The 16,307-nt window shown below is 62.2% G+C and carries 17 protein-coding genes; 7 read left to right on the top strand and 10 right to left on the bottom strand.

Features of this window, described 5'->3' with window-relative positions; all coding sequences use genetic code 11:
• Positions 1–25: 25 nt before the first annotated feature.
• The 4 genes from ACZK33_RS06040 to ACZK33_RS06025 are packed head-to-tail and all read left to right on the top strand — an operon-like array spanning position 26 to position 3,578.
• Positions 26–1,243: a nucleoside permease gene (locus ACZK33_RS06040; RefSeq protein ID WP_423175230.1), complete on the top strand. Its 1,218-nt coding sequence runs from the start codon at positions 26–28 to the stop codon at positions 1,241–1,243.
• A 12-nt stretch (positions 1,244–1,255) separates the two neighbouring features.
• On the top strand, positions 1,256–2,380 hold the full coding sequence (locus ACZK33_RS06035) for a Gfo/Idh/MocA family protein (protein ID WP_423175229.1): 1,125 nt from the start codon (positions 1,256–1,258) through the stop codon (positions 2,378–2,380).
• Between the two features lie 19 nt (positions 2,381–2,399).
• Positions 2,400–3,263: a sugar phosphate isomerase/epimerase family protein gene (locus ACZK33_RS06030; RefSeq protein ID WP_423175228.1), complete on the top strand. Its 864-nt coding sequence runs from the start codon at positions 2,400–2,402 to the stop codon at positions 3,261–3,263.
• Positions 3,264–3,281: 18 nt separating this feature from the next.
• Positions 3,282–3,578 carry a c-type cytochrome gene (locus ACZK33_RS06025; RefSeq protein WP_106467339.1) on the top strand — a complete coding sequence of 99 codons (297 nt, stop codon included), beginning with the start codon at positions 3,282–3,284 and terminating at the stop codon, positions 3,576–3,578.
• Positions 3,579–3,608: 30 nt separating this feature from the next.
• Here the strand turns inward: ACZK33_RS06025 and ACZK33_RS06020 are convergent, their stop codons facing one another.
• The 6 genes from ACZK33_RS06020 to ACZK33_RS05995 all read right to left on the bottom strand — a co-directional run bounded on the left by ACZK33_RS06020 (position 3,609) and on the right by ACZK33_RS05995 (position 9,856).
• Positions 3,609–4,352 (bottom strand): 3-keto-disaccharide hydrolase, encoded by a 744-nt coding sequence (locus ACZK33_RS06020; protein ID WP_423175227.1) that lies wholly within the window; start codon positions 4,350–4,352, stop codon positions 3,609–3,611.
• Between the two features lie 14 nt (positions 4,353–4,366).
• Positions 4,367–4,942: a gluconate 2-dehydrogenase subunit 3 family protein gene (locus ACZK33_RS06015; RefSeq protein ID WP_153675083.1), complete on the bottom strand. Its 576-nt coding sequence runs from the start codon at positions 4,940–4,942 to the stop codon at positions 4,367–4,369.
• Entirely contained in the window at positions 4,942–6,627 is a 1,686-nt protein-coding gene (locus tag ACZK33_RS06010; protein ID WP_423175226.1) for a GMC oxidoreductase, read from the bottom strand. The genes ACZK33_RS06015 and ACZK33_RS06010 overlap by 1 nt, the downstream gene beginning before the upstream one ends.
• 27 nt (positions 6,628–6,654) lie before the next feature.
• Complete coding sequence (locus ACZK33_RS06005) at positions 6,655–7,551, bottom strand: hydroxypyruvate isomerase family protein (protein WP_423175225.1); 897 nt, start codon at positions 7,549–7,551, stop codon at positions 6,655–6,657.
• A gap of 770 nt (positions 7,552–8,321) precedes the next feature.
• A complete protein-coding gene (locus ACZK33_RS06000; protein ID WP_423175224.1) occupies positions 8,322–9,656 on the bottom strand; it encodes a type II toxin-antitoxin system HipA family toxin in 1,335 nt (444 codons plus the stop codon).
• A complete protein-coding gene (locus tag ACZK33_RS05995) occupies positions 9,653–9,856 on the bottom strand; it encodes a helix-turn-helix domain-containing protein (protein ID WP_478454254.1) in 204 nt (67 codons plus the stop codon). Before ACZK33_RS05995 ends, ACZK33_RS06000 begins: the two co-directional genes overlap by 4 nt.
• A gap of 212 nt (positions 9,857–10,068) precedes the next feature.
• Between ACZK33_RS05995 and ACZK33_RS05990 the strand changes: the two genes are divergently transcribed.
• On the top strand, positions 10,069–10,842 hold the full coding sequence (locus ACZK33_RS05990; RefSeq protein WP_423175222.1) for a hypothetical protein: 774 nt from the start codon (positions 10,069–10,071) through the stop codon (positions 10,840–10,842).
• A gap of 312 nt (positions 10,843–11,154) precedes the next feature.
• Here the strand turns inward: ACZK33_RS05990 and ACZK33_RS05985 are convergent, their stop codons facing one another.
• On the bottom strand, positions 11,155–11,547 hold the full coding sequence (locus ACZK33_RS05985) for an MbcA/ParS/Xre antitoxin family protein (RefSeq protein WP_423175221.1): 393 nt from the start codon (positions 11,545–11,547) through the stop codon (positions 11,155–11,157).
• 484 nt (positions 11,548–12,031) lie between these two features.
• Between ACZK33_RS05985 and ACZK33_RS05980 the strand changes: the two genes are divergently transcribed.
• Both ACZK33_RS05980 and ACZK33_RS05975 read left to right on the top strand, forming a co-directional pair.
• Positions 12,032–12,691, top strand: a complete 660-nt coding sequence (locus tag ACZK33_RS05980) for a cyclin-dependent kinase inhibitor 3 family protein (RefSeq protein WP_423175220.1) — start codon at positions 12,032–12,034, stop codon at positions 12,689–12,691.
• A 30-nt stretch (positions 12,692–12,721) separates the two neighbouring features.
• Complete coding sequence (locus ACZK33_RS05975) at positions 12,722–13,375, top strand: hypothetical protein (RefSeq protein ID WP_423175219.1); 654 nt, start codon at positions 12,722–12,724, stop codon at positions 13,373–13,375.
• Here the strand turns inward: ACZK33_RS05975 and qatD are convergent.
• The 3 genes from qatD to ACZK33_RS05960 are packed head-to-tail and all read right to left on the bottom strand — an operon-like array spanning position 13,346 to position 15,971.
• Positions 13,346–14,098 (bottom strand): Qat anti-phage system TatD family nuclease QatD, encoded by a 753-nt coding sequence (gene qatD / locus ACZK33_RS05970; RefSeq protein WP_423175218.1) that lies wholly within the window; start codon positions 14,096–14,098, stop codon positions 13,346–13,348. The genes ACZK33_RS05975 and qatD overlap by 30 nt on opposite strands.
• Positions 14,095–15,456: a Qat anti-phage system QueC-like protein QatC gene (gene qatC, locus ACZK33_RS05965; protein ID WP_423175217.1), complete on the bottom strand. Its 1,362-nt coding sequence runs from the start codon at positions 15,454–15,456 to the stop codon at positions 14,095–14,097. Before qatC ends, qatD begins: the two co-directional genes overlap by 4 nt.
• Positions 15,453–15,971 (bottom strand): hypothetical protein, encoded by a 519-nt coding sequence (locus ACZK33_RS05960; protein ID WP_478454250.1) that lies wholly within the window; start codon positions 15,969–15,971, stop codon positions 15,453–15,455. Before ACZK33_RS05960 ends, qatC begins: the two co-directional genes overlap by 4 nt.
• Positions 15,972–16,307 lie beyond the last annotated feature (336 nt).

The raw sequence follows: 16,307 nt of genomic DNA, 5'->3' as shown, positions 1-16,307 counted from the left end.
CATTACCGCCCCGGGAGGGCAAGCCATGTCGCACGCCATGTCGCGCCTGGGCGCGATGATGTTTCTGCAGTTCTTCATCTGGGGAGCGTGGTTCGTGACCCTCGGGACGTACCTGGTGCAGGGCCCGCTGCAGGCCAGCGCCAGCCAGGTGGCCACCGCCTTCCTCAGCCAGTCGATCGGCGCGATCGTGGCGCCGTTCCTGGTCGGCCTGATCGCCGATCGCTACTTCGCCGCGCAGCGCATCCTCGCGGTGCTGCACCTGGCCGGCGCGGTACTGATGTGGCTGGCGTCCACCGCCACCAGCTTCAGTGTGTTCTCGGCCTGCGTGATGGGCTACATGCTGCTGTTCATGCCGACGCTGGCGCTGGCCAACAGCGTGGCGATGCGGCACATGCAGTCGCCCGAGAAACAGTTCCCGCTGGTACGCGTGGCCGGCAGCATCGGCTGGATTGTCGCAGGCGTGCTGATCGGCTGGCTGGGCTGGGAGCAGGCGCATCGGCTTGAACTGACATTCCGGATGGCAGCGTTGGCATCGCTGGTGTTGGGCCTGTATGCGTTCACCCTGCCACACACGCCGCCACTGGCACAGCAGCGCGATGCCGGGCTGGGGCAGATCCTCGGGCTGGATTCATTGCGGCTGCTGAAGTCGCGCGCCTACCTGGTGTTCTTCCTGGCTTCCATCGCCATCTGCATCCCGCTGTCGTTCTACTACAACTTCACCAATCCGTATCTCAACGACCTGGGCGTGCGCGGCGCCGCAGGCCTGCAGTCGCTGGGCCAGGTTTCCGAGGTGCTGCTGATGCTGGCCATGCCGTTCCTGTTCGTTCGCCTTGGCGTCAAGACGATGCTGGCGGTCGGCATGGCGGCCTGGGTGGTGCGCTACGTCCTGTTCGCCTTCGGCGATGCGGGCAGCGGCTTCTCGCTGCTGGTGATCGGCATCGTGCTGCACGGCATCTGCTACGACTTCTTCTTCGTCACCGGCCAGATCTACACCGATGCCCATGCCGGCCCCGCCGTGCGCAGCAGCGCGCAGGGCTTCATCACCCTGGCCACGTACGGCGTGGGCATGCTGATCGGCACCTTCCTGTCCGGCGCGGTGGTGGAGCACTTCACCACCGAAGCCGGCCCCGACTGGCAGCAGATATGGCTGTTCCCGGCCGCTGTCGCGCTGGTGGTGCTGATCGCCTTCCTGCTGCTGTTCCGCGACCGGCCCGCCGTGGCCGCCGCATCTTCCACACGCTGAGGATTCGAGCCGATGCCAACGCTTGGAATCGCCATCGTCGGCGCCGGCATGATCGGCGCCGTGCACCGCCGCGCGGCCTTGCTCGCCGGTGCCGAGGTACGCGGCGTTGCCGCTTCGTCAGCGCAGCGCGCGCGTGAGATGGCGCAGCTGTGGAATGTCCCGCGCGCCTATCGGGATATCGAAGAGGTGATCGCCGATCCGCAGGTGCAGGTCGTGCATGTCTGCACGCCCAACCATCTGCACCGCGCGATGGCGCAGGCCGCACTGGAAGCCGGCAAGCACGTGATCTGCGAGAAACCGCTGGCGACCACGCTGGACGATGCGCAGGCGCTGGCGGCGTTGGCCTCCTCGACCGGCTTGGTTGCCACGGTCCCCTTCGTCTACCGCTACCACCCGGTGGTGCGCGAGGCACGCGCACGCATCGCCGAAGGCGATCTGGGGCCGCTGCACCTGATCCACGGCAGCTACCTGCAGGACTGGCTGCTGGACCCGGCCAGCAACAACTGGCGCGTGGACCCGGCGCTGGGTGGCGCATCGCGCGTGTTCGCCGACATCGGCTCGCACTGGTGCGACCTGGTGGAATGGGTCAGCGGCGAGCGCTTCGCCGAAGTGAACGCGGCATTCGCCACGGTGATCGCCGAGCGCGGCGCCGTCAGCGGGCAGAGTTTCAGCACGCCAATGGCAGCCAGCGCGATGCAGGCCGTCATGAGCGAGGACGTTGCCGCGGCGATGTTCAGGACCGGCGCCGGTACGCTGGCGTCATTGACGGTCAGCCAGGTCTCGGCCGGGCGCCACAACCGCCTCTGGTTCGAGATCGATGGCGCAAAGGCCAGCGTGGCCTTCAACCAGGAGGATGCCGAGCGGCTGTGGATCGGCCTGCCCGACCAGCGCGAGGAGGTCTTCGTGCGCGGGCCGGGCGCCGGCAGTGCCGAACAGCGCCGGCTGTCGCTGCTACCCGCCGGCCACGCGCAGGGCTACGCCCAGTGCTTCGAAGCATTCGTCGCCGACAGCTATCGCGCCATCGAGGGCGAGCGGCCGCAGGGCCTGCCCACCTTCGAGGACGGCGTGCGCTCGGCGCAGATCGTCGATCGTGTCATTGCATCGGCCAGGTCGCGTGCCTGGACCGTCATCGGTTGAAACCCGGGAGGATCTGTTGATGAAAGCCCTTGTCCATGGAACTGCAAGCCTCGTCCTGCTGCTCGCTACCCTGCCCGCTTTCGCAGTCGAAGCTGTCAGCACGCAGAAGCCGATCGCGGTACAGATGTACACCCTGCGCGATGCCGGCTCGCTCGAGCAGCAACTGAAGATCGTCCACGACGCAGGCGTCCATGCGGTGGAAACGGTCGGCACGCAGAACACCAGCGCGGCCGAACTCAAGCAGCTGCTGGACCGGTATTCGATCAGGGCGGTTTCATCGCATGTGCCGCTGGCCGAGCTGCGCAGCAACCTGGACGGTGTGGTCGCCTTCAACCGATCAATCGGCAACACGATGCTGGTGGTGCCGTACCTGGACAAGAAGGATCGCCCGGGCGATGCCGCCGGCTGGACTGCCCTGGGGCAGGAACTGGGCCGGATCGCGAAACAGGTGCGCGGCAAGGGCATGCGCCTGGCCTACCACAACCACGACTTCGAACTGGCCGACTTCGACGGCAGGACCGGACTGGAGCTGCTGTTCGCCGCCGCCGGCCCCGACCTGCAGACCGAGCTGGACCTGGCCTGGGTCGCGCGTGCAGGCCTGGACCCGGCCGTGATGCTGGCAAAGTTCCGCGGCCACGTATTCGCGGTGCACGCCAAGGACAATGCACCGAAGGGCCAGGCCCAGGACGAAGGCGGATTCGCCGCGGTGGGCCAGGGCGTGCTGGACTGGAGCGCGATCCTGCCTGCTGCGGCAGCCGCCGGCGTGCATTGGTACATCATCGAGCACGACCAGCCACGCGATCCGGCCAAGATCATCCAGACCGGTGCGGACTATCTGCGTGAACACCTGACCACCAACGTGCCCGCCCGTGCGCGGCGCTGACGCATCAAGGAGCCCCACATGAAAATGATCCTGGCAATGGCGGTGGCCCTGGGCGGCATGAGCGTTGCCACAACCGCCTGGTGCAAGGATGACCCGGCTGCGGGTGCAAAGCTCTACACCGCGAACTGCGTGGCCTGCCATGGTGCGGATCGTGCGGGCATGCCGGGCGCATTCCCGGCGCTCACCGATATCGGCAAGCGCATGGCTCCTGCGCAGATCAAGGAAAAGATCAGCAAGGGCGGCGGCTTGATGCCGCCCTTCTCCCAGCTGTCGCAACAGGAAATCGATGACATCGCCAGTTACCTGGCGAAGTAAGCGGCCGGCAACCACGCCGGCTGTGTGCCACTATAGCTCGCGCACCCAGATGTTGCGGTAGCTGACCTTGGCGTCGTGCTCCTGCAGGTAGAGCGGCGCACACCCATGCGGTGCGTACGAAGGCGCGCCGATGTACTCGGTCTTGCCCGCCAGCACAGTGTCGTCCTGCACCAGCACGCCGTTGTGCAGCACCGTGATGCGCGCGGGCGACACAAGTCCACCGCCCTGCGAGAAGCGCGGCGCCTTCCAGAGGATGTCGTAGGCCTGCCACTCACCCGGTGCGCGCGAGGCGTTCACCAACGGCATGGCCTGCTTGTAGATCGAGCCCGCCTGGCCATTGGCATAGGTCGGGTTGTTGTAGCTGTCGAGCACCTGCAGCTCATACAGCTCCTGCAGGAAGATGCCGCTGTTGCCGCGGTTCTGCCCGTCGAAGCCCTTCGTGTCGGCAGGCGTGCGCCACTCGACATGCAGCTGGACGTCGCAGAAGCGTTGCCTGGTGCGAATGCCCTTGCTGCCGGGCACGACGGTCATGGCGCCATCGGCAACCTTCCAGGGCACGCCTCCGCCCTGCTCTGACTCCCACGCGGAGACATCCTTGCCATCGAACAGCACGATTGCGTCGGACGGTGCCTTGCCTGGCGGCGTGGCAACGGTCGCAGGCACCGGCGTCCACACCTCGGTCTTCTTCGGATCGCGCGCGGCGTCGGCACCGTTCTGCGCGAACACGGGTGCGGCGGCCAGCACGGTGGCCGCAATCAGCAGCGGCTTGATCATCCTGTTGCGCTCCATCAGCTGGTCCCCCAGGCGGGCGTGCCGGGAACATAAGCAAGATCGCCGTCGTAGCGCCCCGGCACGGCAACGTACTGCAGCACCCCGGTCGCGCCGACCTTGGAGGTGAAGAAGCCGAAGATGGCCAGCTGCTTGAGCATCGTGAAGTAGTGCGGCATCGCCTCGCCCTCCTCAGGCGTACCTGTTTCAGTCACATCGGCATGTCGTGCCTTGGCTTCTGCATCGAGCGTGCGCAGCAATTCGGTTCGGGCTTCCGGCGTGAGCGACACGAAGCGACCGCCGGCGCGCTTGTCGATATCGACCAGCCCTGCGCGGAACGTCGCCTGCTGCCGGGCGGTGTAGCAGTCACTGACGAACGTCGCCATGAACAGGCCGGCGCCGGCATCCTTCGCCCCTGGTGTCCGGGTCCGCGGCAGGATGGTCTCGGCGATCTCGTCCAGCGTGGCGACGTCGGTATCGGAGAAATGAATCTTGGTGGCGCCCGCCGGTGCCTGACCCTGCACAAGGGCAGGCAACCCAACCATGGCCGCACCGGTGGCGGCGACGATCATCTTCAACAGCTCGCGGCGATCCATCAGAGATTCCCCGCTTTCAGTTCGCGCACCGCATGATCTGCGGCCCGAGCCGTCAGCGTCATGTAGGTCAGCGAAGGATTAACGCAGGCGCTGGAGGTCATGCAGGCACCGTCGGTCACATAGACATTGGGTGCATCCCAGACCTGGTTGTGCTGGTTCAGCACCGAGCTCTTCCGATCACGTCCCATGCGCGCGGTCCCCATTTCGTGGATGCCCTTGCCCGGGGCGTAATCGTTGTCGTGCATCTTCACGTCCTTGACGCCGGCCGCCTCCAGCATCTCGGCGGCATCGGCGACCATGTCCTTTCGCATCGCCAGTTCGTTGGCACGCATGGCAACGTCCATCGCCAGCACTGGCAGTCCCCACTTGTCCTTGCGGTCGCGGTCCAGGCGGATCGTGTTGTCGTGGTGCGGCAGCATTTCACCGAACCCGGTCATGCCGATGCGCCAGTCACCGGGCACGGTCAGCGCCTCCTTCAGATCGGCACCGATGTTCAGCTCGGCGATCTCGCGCGACCAGCCGGTGCGGCTGGCACCGCCCTGGTAGCCAAACCCGCGCAGGTAACCGCGCTTGTCGGCCGCGACGTTGCGGAAACGCGGAATGTAGAAGCCGCAGGGACGACGACCGAAGTAGTACTTGTCTTCGTAGCCCTCGACCCGACCCGAGGCACCTGCACCGAAATGATGATCCATCACGTTGTGCCCGAGCTCGCCCGACGATGAGCCCAGCCCGCCCTCCCACACATCGGTGGCCGAGTTCATCAGCAGCCAGGTCGAGTTGAACGACGACGCGTTGAGGAAGATGACCTTGGCCGTGTACTGGTAGGTCTGCCCAGTCTCGGCGTCGATGATCTCCACCCCGCGCGCACGCTTGCGGTCCTTGTCGTAGAGCACTTCCTTGACGATCGAGAACGGCCGCAAGGTCAGGTTGCCGGTCTTCATCGCCGCTGGCAGCGTCGCCGCCTGGGTCGAGAAATAGGCACCGAAGGGGCAGCCCAGGATGCACTTGTTGCGGTACTGGCAGTTGACGCGCCCCTGCTCGGGCATCGGCTTGGTGATGTTGGCGGTGCGCGAGTGGATCATATGGCGCGTTCCGCCAAAGGCCTTCTTGATCCGCGCAGCTACGTCCTTCTCGACGATGTTCAACGGGATCGGCGGCAGGAACTCACCATCCGGCAACACGTCCAGTCCTTCGCGCGTGCCGGCGATGCCGGCGAACTTTTCCACGTAGTCGTACCATGGCGCGATGTCGGCGTAGCGGATCGGCCAGTCAGCGGCGATACCATCCTTGAGGTTCGCCTCGAAATCCAGGTCGGAGAAGCGATAGCTCTGCCGCCCCCACAGCAGCGAGCGGCCGCCGACGTGGTAGCCACGGAACCAGTCGAAGCGTTTGGTCTCGATGTAGGGTGAGTCCTGTTCGTTGGCCCACATTCCTTCCAGATTCTCCGCCAGCCCGTAGTCGCGCATCAGCACCGGGAAGTCGGACTTCATCGCCTGCGTTGGCCGGTTGCGGTGCGGGAAGTCCCACGCTTCCTTCATCGCATTGACGTAGTCCTTGACGTGTTCGATGTTGCGTCCGCGTTCCAGCATCAGGACCTTCAGGCCCTTTTCGGTCAGCTCCTTCGCCGCCCAACCGCCACTGATTCCCGAGCCAACAACAATGGCGTCGTAGTGATTATCTGCCATGGGTTTCTCACCTGGGTGGATATCGTTTCAGACGTCGCAGAGGCGGATCGCCTCGCGCAATGAGCCAACGGGATCGGGCGCTGCAGGCGTGAACTCCTGCGCCAGATACCCCTTGAAACCGGTGTCGCGGATCGCGCGGCAGATGGCCGGATAGTGGAGCTCCTGCTGGTCTCCGATCTCGTTCCGGCCGGGCACGCCTGCGGTGTGGTAATGCTTGAAGCAGGCGTGATGCTTGCCGATGGTGGCGATGATGTCGCCCTCCATGATCTGCATGTGGTAGATGTCGTAGAGCAGGCCGAAGTTGTCCGAGCCGAGCCGCTGGCACAGCTCCACACCCCATGCGGAGTGGTCGCACAGGTAGTCACGATGATCGACCTTGGAATTCAGCAGTTCCATCACCAGCACCACCCCGCGCCTCTCGGCGTGCCCGAGGATGCGCTTGAGGCCGGCCTCGGCATTGGCCATGCCTTCGGCGGGGTCCATACCGTTGCGGTTGCCGGAGAAGCAGATGAGGTTTCGATAGCCGGCATCGGCGACCAGATCGATGTGCCGCGTGTAGCGTTCCACCAGCTGGTCGTGGAACTCACGGCCGGCAAAGCCCTTGGTAAGGCCCAGCTCCGCGCCGTTGCACATCGAGCTGTATACGCCATTGGCTTTCAACGTGGGCCAGTCTTCCGGGCCGACCAGGTCGATCGCGGCAAAGCCGATGTCCTTCACCGTCGCGCAAAGCTGGGCGACGGACAGCTGCGGGAAGGTCCAGCGGGCGACAGAATGCTTCAGGTTGCCCTTGAGCGGCGCCATGGCGGCGAATGCGGACAGCGTACCCGCAGTACCCAGAGCTACGCCTCCAGCAACCGCCATGCGCAACGCATCGCGCCGCGTGAGGCCCGTCGCCGGGGCCGGTCTGATCGAATGGATGGACATCCACCTGCCGGCCTCCCAACCGGTATCAAACGCAATGATTCACAGCAATGCAATCGATTGCACCATAGGGGAGGAAATTGTCTGTTTGCAAGTCGCGGTGCACGAAAATTCAATGCTGCGGGGCACAACTCCGCAGGAATCGCGGACAAAGAAAAGCCCCGCATGAGCGGGGCTTTCTTTTGTGCTGCAGGCGAGCGTTCGATCAGAACGGTAGTAAATTAGCATGTAGCATGCACATAAACCCATATCGCCGATAAGATGAGCCGAATTTGCACATAAAATACAGAAGCCTGAGCAATAACCCAGTGTACATAAATGGCAGTCGCCAAACCTACCGGCTCCGATCCACATGACCACGTCGCCCCCTCGACGGGCCGGCGATTGTGCATTTTACCTTGGGCGTAGTATCCCTGCCCAACTACTGTCCCTCCCCAAGGCGGAGGCATCAGTCCGCATGCGGACGCCTAGCTGGAGGCATTCTTACGAGAGGAATGCCTCGAGTCACGGCATTGATCCGCCCGGGACATCCCGACCGAAGACGGTCGTCCGCATGCGGACGCTTAGCTGAAGGCATTCATCCGAGAGGGAAGGCCTCGAGTCAGGGCATTGATCCTCAACGCGGACAGTCGGCACTCAGCTTGACACTGTCTATGCCCTGCCCTTGGCCTTGGCAATAGCTGCTCGGTCTTGGCGCGATACCCGCATAGGCAGAAACCAAACTAATGACTGCAATTGCCACAAAGGCGATGGCAATCCGGCCCCGTTATTGGTCAGCCCATCGGATCCGAATCCGCAAGGTCGGACCGGCCAATTACAGTCCGCTGAGCGTTCACTGGCTCTGGGTCGGACAGGCCACGGAACGACTCGCCAAGGTCCAGCTCCCCCAGGTTGTAGGTGCGCTTGTTTCGCAGCATGCCCAGGCCATCCTGCCACGCCAGGAGCATCCGCTTGCCGATCTCGCGGAAGCCCGGATGCTCGTTGACTGCTTCGCGCACCGCCGGCGCGACCTCGGAGATTGCCTGGCCAATCTGCTCCACGATCAGGGCTTGATCGCGCGCGGGCACCCCGAATACCGACACGATCGACTGCTGCAGGGTCCGGCCCGGATCCCAAGTCTTTCGACCACCCAAGCTGATGCCTGGCGGATTCTTGGCGTATTGGCCGTAGGCTGCCGTGGTGAGCATGTCGTAGACAGGCGTGGCCTCAACGTCGCGGCGGGATGTGTACCGAAGCGCCACGTTCTTCGCATGGCAGTCGGCATTCCTGAGCGCATAGGTCAACAGAACAACCGTGGCGAGATGTCGGTACGCCCCCATCCTGCGATCGGCTGGAACATGATCGCGAACAGCCCTGGCGATCCGTTCCCACGTGGTTTCGTACTTGTTCGCCGGCCGCATGCCGAGCAGCGCGCAGAAGTCCTCCATGCCCCATAGGGGCTGGCCGTCGTCATCCACGTCGAAGCGATCCACGACCAGCGCCTGGCCATCGCGCGAGATTTCAGTCTTGGCCGTGGGCAGCACCTTCGCCGCCACCTGCATCGACAGGTGCTCGTTGAGGGACACGAACGGCAGGTGCGGGGATGAGCCCTTGATGATGTGCCGGTGGGTGAACAGCGTTCCCTTCTTGTGGTTGCCCAGGCCGGTCAGCTTCTCCGTGTCCAGGAACTTGGGGACAACGCCAGAAACACCGCTGGTGGCATGCTCGCGCACCAGCTCTGCGAAGGCTTCGGCGGAGTTGTCGCCCTGCAGGAGCGCGGCCACGTCAACCGGTTTGGCCGGCTCATTGAGCGCGGCGCCAGGGGGCGCGATCTGGATGCGCCCGATCATGTTCCTGCCGACCACCGACAGCAGGTTCATTGGGCTGCCCCCGATGTGGGGGCCGAATTGCTCCTGCAGCACCTGCAGCAGATAGCCCTCGGGCAGGTTCATTTGGAAGATCGGGTGCAGCTGGTCGTCCCAGTCCCACGGCTCCCGCCGCACCGGCATGGTGAGCGACACGAAGTCGTCTTGCTCCACATCATCGTGGTAACTGAGCCGGCTCGTGAAACTGTTCAGATCCTCAAGCGAGGCGACCTCACGCCCGTGCACATAGACAGACAGTTTCATCGGCGCGGCGCCATGTGCTCTTTCCGGAGCTCATCAAGGTTGCCGGCGGCACCCTCTTCCTTGAACTCCATCTCCATGCCCAGGGCGGACAGGACAGCCAGCAGCTTTCGGGATCCGAACTCGGAGACCCTCCCAAGCTCGAACCGAGACAGCGTGTCCGACGACACACCCGCTTGCGCGGCCACATCGGCTTGGGTCATGCGCAGGGCGCGCCGGCGATTGGCGACGGCCGCCCCTAGTTCCGTGAGCGTTTGCATTAGACGTATGCACCTAAAGAATGGGCGAGCGGCCCGACTATTAGGGATATACGCCTAATTTGCAAGCTGCCAGCGCGGGCTTATGGATTGCGTCTTGCCGAGCACCATTTGCGCTGATAGCTTACGTGCCATATTCGCACATAAGGATAACGGCCATGCAGCCACACCCCCGCGTGAACTCGTTCCGCCCCGTCGACGCTGAGTCCTTCCAGGAGAGCTCGCCGCACTTCGGCGACTTCGTGACCTGGAATCAGGGCCGATTGTGGCAGCTGATCAACTCCGAACCGGTGTACCGCCAGATGGCAGCGTTCTCCCTGCGTGGGTTGCCGGCGGTGGCCAGCATCACCCATCTGCTCGCCCCCATACTGGCGCCGATCGACGAACTGGCCGAGACCGACCCGGAGGCGGGCAAGACGGCCGACCGCGCGCGCCGGGCCATCGGGTCGATGGTACGCGCCGTCCTGGAGGCCAATGGCTTCCGGAAGACCGGGACGCAGCGAGCAGTACCACCGGAGCCGCGACGCCTGTTCGTCCGCGCCGAAGTCTACGAGCAGGCCCCGCTGGCACCGCCGGAGGAAGGGGAATCCTTCGACTGGGACAAGTACGCCGTGCAGGCCTCTTTTGCCAATGTGCGCAGCCTGTCACCCGACCTGGGCGGCCGGCCCCTGCCGTCGATGTACAGCCCCGACCGGCGCTGGTTCCTGCTGTCCTCCCTGGACATCGATGTCCCAACCGCTTCCGAGGACCAGCTGCGCATCGCGCTCGACGCGGTGAAGCGCAGCTACCAGGCCGAACGCAGCAAGCCGACGTTGAACTACCGCCGCCTGTGGGTGCACCAGATCGATTTCTACGAGCTGTGCAACCTGCTGTTCGGCCTGGTCAGTGATCCGGATGAATTCGCCGATCCGGAAGCGCTGCTGGAAGCGTGACAGGACTGCCGGCGGTAACACATGGCCTTGGCAACAGCTGTTCGGTCTTGGCGCGATACCCTTATAGGCAGAAAACCAAGTTGATCACCGCAACTGCCGCCAAGGCGATGGCAAGCTAACCCATGAGCGCGAACGTCACGGGCTTGCCCAAACGCAAGTGAACCCTGGTCGGCACTTCAAGTTTTGATGCTCACGCTCAAGCTAGCCAGCTGCAGTCAGAACCCAGCAAAATCGACGTCCGAAAAACCAGCACCTCATGACTGAAACCGGCGAGCATCAGTTAGCGACAGGGCGCGAAGAAGCACGTGCCTGCTAGGGTTCGACTACTACCTCGGCTTCCAAGTACTGTCGCACCGTGGCAAGGCCGCCTAGCCGACCACTGCACATAAGCGCTAACGCATTAGTTCCTCTGAACGGAGCAGCCGTGTTTGGGCGGCGGACCCAACTGTCTGCTTGCTGCTGATTGGGAAAGATGGTGCGTAGCGCGCGGTATATGCCAATAAGGTAGCTTACCCGCTCAAGGGTCTCGGGCCAAAGATCATCCACAACGCCCGTCTTCAATACAGCGAAGGCGGCCTCCACAGGTTGCCCCAGAATCGCCGATTGCTCCACCCTAGTCAGGGACCAAGCAGTGGCAACTTGAGTGAATGCCAATAGGGCCGGCCCTGCGAGGCTAGGGGCGTTCCTCACAAACGATTGACTCATGATATCGGACTAAGGAAAGCGCATGGGTTTTTTGTGAAGCGTGGGTTCAAGTCAAACCTCAATGACGAAGTTTGGGTCGAAATCGGGATTCTCTGGTATGACGCCTTTCTTTCGATGCGGAATTGGATAGCCAAGCGGGTTGCAGACCACCCTTCCGCGACCGATTCGATAATCCAATGAATCGTGGACTTGCCCATGCACCCAGAGGTTAGACTGCTTCACCATGGAAACCCTCGCAAGAAGCCCACCTACTTGCACGGCTCTTCAATATTCATCAGCTGTCGTCACGTGCATCTCTGGACTGAACTCGGTTAATTGGCCGCTTCGTCAGCGCTGACATTGCTCCAAAAAAAATTTCGTGTCTACATCGTGAGCCTACTGGTACGCTTGGCCAGATATGCAGGTGTGAGCCTGCTGGTACGCGGCTAGTCTCAAGTACTGATCTTGCGGAAGGCGCCCCACTCGCGTGGTTCATCGGATTTCCATGAACGCTAGCGGTCACAGCAGCGCCTTGAAAATCGCGCCCACGCGAGGAGCGCTCCTATTAAACTTGCTTACACTCTGGACGCAGGAGCTCCATATGGTCAGGACAAGTCTGTCGGACCCGATCCGCATTGCGGAGCTAGCCGTAGGTCCGCAAGGCGGTGCGATAGGGGTCACCTTTGCGCCGGGAAAATTCCAGGAATCGGCGATGACCGGTGCCTGGGCCAGGGACATCGACATAGACCTTGTAGCAATCCGCGCCTGGGGAGCAGATCACCTCATCACGTTGATCGAGCCTTGGGAGTTCGACGAGCTTCGGATCGTGTCGCTGCCGGAACGCGCTGCCGCCCACGGACTCATCTGGCATTGCTTGCCAATAACAGATGGCGCTGCGCCAGACGCACGCTTGCTTGACCGATGGGAGACGCTGGGACCGACATTGTCGCGGGAGCTACTTGCTGGGCGAAAGGTCGTCGTCCATTGCAAAGGTGGATTAGGGCGGGCTGGAACCGTCGCCTCAATGTTGCTCTTGGACACCGGAACCGCTCGAGATGGCGACGATGCTATACGAATGATCCGACAGGTCCGCCCAGGTGCCGTAGAGACACACGCACAGGAGGCCTTCATTCGTGAGTGGACACACGTAACAATGCTAAGATGAATACGCCAACGTAACTTCATGAATGGATCAATGGCTGTTCTGGAACAGATTGCCCGGCCCAGTCAGGGAGAAGACCCAGGCACCGGAGCGGAAAAGAACAGTCTCCCGGCGTTGTTTTGGCAGGACAACAACCCTTGGCGAGAGGTGAACTTATGGATCTCGCAAAAGAAGGGCGTTGATGGCGCCACCTTAAAGTCCTTGTTGACGCACCTCCTTGCTTACGCCAAATGGCTTGAGCAGACGAATACCCACTGGTGGGACTTCCCCGTAGACAGGGCAAAGCGCTGCCTAGTTCTCTACCGAGCATTTTTACTCCGCGAGATAGGCACCCAGAGCATCAAGCCTCGGACTGCCGCGGCCAGGATGCGCGCCATAGTTCAATTTTATCGATGGGTCCGCACCCACCGCGTCATATCTCCTGAATGGCCCATGTGGGAAGACCGGCACATCGGTGTGCGTGTCTCTACCAACTTCGGCTTTGAAAGAACGATCTTGAAGTTGAGCACAGATCTGCGTATCCGAGCGGGCTCGACGGCTTCTTCGATCGCTCTAGAGGACAACCTCGTACCATTCTCAGTAGATGACCAAGCGGCTAACCGATATCACCGGGATCAAGAACTGGCAGCACAAACTTTATCCATTCATCATCGCAGTTCAACGTCGGAACCATACGTCGCCAGCTAGCTTCTCTACGTCTCTAGCTACTTTGAGCACATCGGCTTCCCAACAGTGAGAAAGCGAGTCTAGAACGGGCTGGAGCTCTGGCACTCCATTGCCAATTGCATGGCGCTTGCTGAACGGAGCGTCCGTCTCCGTAAGGGTACGACTTGGGCCTGCCGCACGTGCTATAGATTGACCACGCGCGGTGCTTAGCAAATCCGCGTTGACCGATATGATGGCTCCCAGATCGAGAGCGCGTCGAAGCTCCGTCATTGATCCCGTGAACCAGTGAAAGATCAAGGTGTTCCGCTCGTGCACTCTTGAGCTCTCGATCAGGTCGAGAACGGCGGTGGCGGCTCGCAAACTATGCAGTGAGAGGGTTCTCCCCCCCACCTCGTTGCACACGGAGAAGACCCGCTGAAGTACTTTGGTTTGCTGCGCAATGCTACCCCTGTGCGCCGGCGAACCATCGAGACCAACTTCACCAACAAACGGACTTTCGGGAATTCCACGCTCAAGGGCGACGAGTTCAGAGACACGATCGTGTACCACCTGGGGGTGAAGTCCAATCCCAACGCGAACGTACCGATACTCGCGCACCATCTCCCTCTCGACTTGCCACGCCCGTGGCGTGGTCGTCACAGCAAAAGTGAACTGCTGCCTTGACTCTAGGAGCTCCAAGGTCTCCTGCCACTTCGGTAGCAGGTCGACGTGGCAGTGGGCATCTACGAGCCTAAAGCCGCTCACTGAGGCGCCTCCAGACCTGCGATGTCCGCCACTTCTAGCAAGCCGCTGCGTACGCAGCGCAGGAGCTCCTGCGTATGTCCTTCGACATCCGTCAATGGTGCGACCGTCGCCAAAGCCCACCGGAGTTGATCGTCTGGTAGACGCAGAATATTGAGGCCGTACTGGATCGAGCGAATAACATGCCCCTTAGCTCCTGGCTCTGTGTCTAGGTAGTCCAGTCCTTCAGTGACGTACTTCGTGGGATCTGAACGCGTCGGGTATGCATGCTTGATCGCTGCCCGCCTGATCAGGCATGGCCAGCACGTTCCGCAGTGGCTTGTTCCAAACTCCGCGCGATACCGCCGCACGAACTTCGGTTTTGAGCATGAAACGGTCAGGTCAAGGCCATCCCAAAGCAGGCTCAGGTCCTCGCACTGAGCGAGCATTTCACCTTTAGTCTTACCCTGAAATGGATTCTCGAGGCGCGCGGGGAGACCGAGCTCGTCAAGGAGGTCATTGAACCTCGCGATGACGAATGGATGGGTAGTCCGGGTAGTCAGTGCACCCAGCCGCCAAGGATCGAGCGGAACGTTGAGTGAAATGAAGCCGTTCTCGGGTACAAGTACGCGAGCGCTCTTCCAGGCAGAAGCAACTACAGCGCTCGCTGCGAAGAAGAGGAATGATCTGGCTCGCATAGTCAGCTCGCCCTGCCCAGAGAATCCTGGGCCAAAGTCTGCTGCGCGCGAGGAAACAGCCCACTTAACAATCTCTACCGGGCGTCCCGTGCGCGTCGCAAGAAGCTCTGTCAACGACTCAACGGTCTGAGAGTTGCCGCCATCGACCTGGCTAACGAATACTGGGGCATGAGGCTCACGCCCGTAGGCGTCGATTGCGCCCGCGAAGCTATCCAACCCTCCTGAGAAAAGCGCAACAGGTGGTGCGGCTGCATCCAGCGAATCCTCGAGCGAGAGTCTTTCTGCATAGACCCCCATTTCGGGAGATGCGGCGTAGAAACTGATCGACCAGATGTCACCGCTTAGAGTACCGAGCAGGCGGCAGATAAGCCGCGCACAACTCTGCCAGCGCGCCACATTGCGGACGGGAACTAAAAGGTGGATGTTGCGCGTCCAGTTGTCCTCTGAGTGCTGCTGGCGTGACAGCCGCGTATCAGCAAGCCATACGCCGAGCGCGACTAGAGCAAGCTCAAACGCTTGCGCACTTGGCTGTCGACCGGTGCGCAGCACTGTCTCCAAAAATTGATGCAGTCCGAAGCGAGGATTCCCACGACGGTCGGTAAGCGTGACACGCAGAGAATCTTCAGCAGTGCCTCCTGCAACGTTACTACCGTCCCATGAAAGAACGATTTCCAATCGGCTCATTCGTGCGCTCCCCAGTCTCCAACGGCGGTGATGGCTTCTCTGAGGGTATGACTGACGATCGCGTCAAAGCGGCCTGCATCGATCTGAGCTGGAAGAAATCGGCTTTGGCTGGCGGACAGGCGTTGACGTACTTGCACCACGACGAACGCCCTCAACGTAGATAGGTGAGTGAACGCGGCTGCGGCGGACACGCCGTTCTGCTCAAGCAAACTGCCGCCGTCCTGTGAAAGGCGCTCCAAAACGCACTCACCAATGAAGCGCTCAAAAAACGCAGATAGTTGCTCGGAGTTTGCCTCCAACAGATCGTCCAAGCCGTTCTCGATCTCAAAGCGCAGGGTTTGAAAGAAGGCGACGCGAACTATGGCTTCGTCGATCGACGCGCCGTCTGAACAGACGAACTCAGCGAGTCGGTCCCATACTTGCGTGGTGGACAGACCGGCTAGTGAGTCTAGGCGCAGCACCCGTGCGAGCGCTTGCCCGCCGCCGGTAGCGAGAGCGCTGAACGCCTGCACCATACGGTCACCGGCGCGGCGAGCTGAGCCCATGCGACGGGTGCCCCTTTCGCCCCCTCCCATCGCGCTACTGGCGAAATGGCGGGCTGCTGCGCGCATGGCGCTGTCGTCAGATCCACCGGCTCGCGCGGAGCGGCGCACCGCTCTGCGCAATGGGGTAAGTCGTAGCGGGTCGGAAGCAGGCTCCGGTTGGACGCCGTCGCCACGAGAGTCGGCTTCAGCCCCCTCATCGGCAGACTCGGCTCCTGCCTCGCCTGGAACCTCTCCCGGTAGCGGCAAGTCAGCCCAAGAAGGAATCAATGGATTACTGCCCCTCGGGCCGGAATAGCTTGCAGAGGT

It is taken from the genome of Stenotrophomonas sp. 86156_Sma (assembly GCF_056481625.1).
Note: the sequence above shows the minus strand (reverse complement) of the source record. Positions and strands in the feature narration are given on the sequence as shown.